Below are 356 nucleotides of genomic sequence, written 5' to 3'. Positions count from 1 at the left end.
CGCCAGATCTCCTCCACCTCGATGGTCTTGCAGGTGGCGCGATGCACCGGCTCGCGGATACCCGACGGCGACATCAGGGTCGGCCAGTGGTAGCCGTCCCAGCGCGAACGGCGCCCCATGTGGGTAATCTGGATCATGATCTTGGCGCCGTGCTTGTGCATGGCGTCCGCCAGGTTCTGGAAGTGCGGGATGATCCGGTCGGTGGACAGGTTCACCGAACTCCACCACTGCTGCGGGCTGTCGATGGCGACCACCGAGGAGCCGCCACAGATGGCCAGGCCGATGCCGCCCTTGGCCTTTTCCTCGTAGTACTTCACGTAGCGCTCGGTGGTCATCCCGCCGTCGGTGGCGTAGAC

The 356-nt window shown here is 65.2% G+C and carries 1 pseudogene; it reads right to left on the bottom strand.

The features are described from left to right. A pseudogene (locus ACLJNW_RS23685) lies at positions 1–356 on the bottom strand (N-methylproline demethylase); the annotation flags it as partial.

The organism is Salmonella sp. SAL4457 (assembly GCF_046548235.1).
Lineage (GTDB): Bacteria > Pseudomonadota > Gammaproteobacteria > Enterobacterales > Enterobacteriaceae > Salmonella > Salmonella enterica.
The sequence above is the reverse complement of the archived record's forward strand: the minus strand, read 5'-3'. Positions and strand labels throughout refer to the sequence as shown.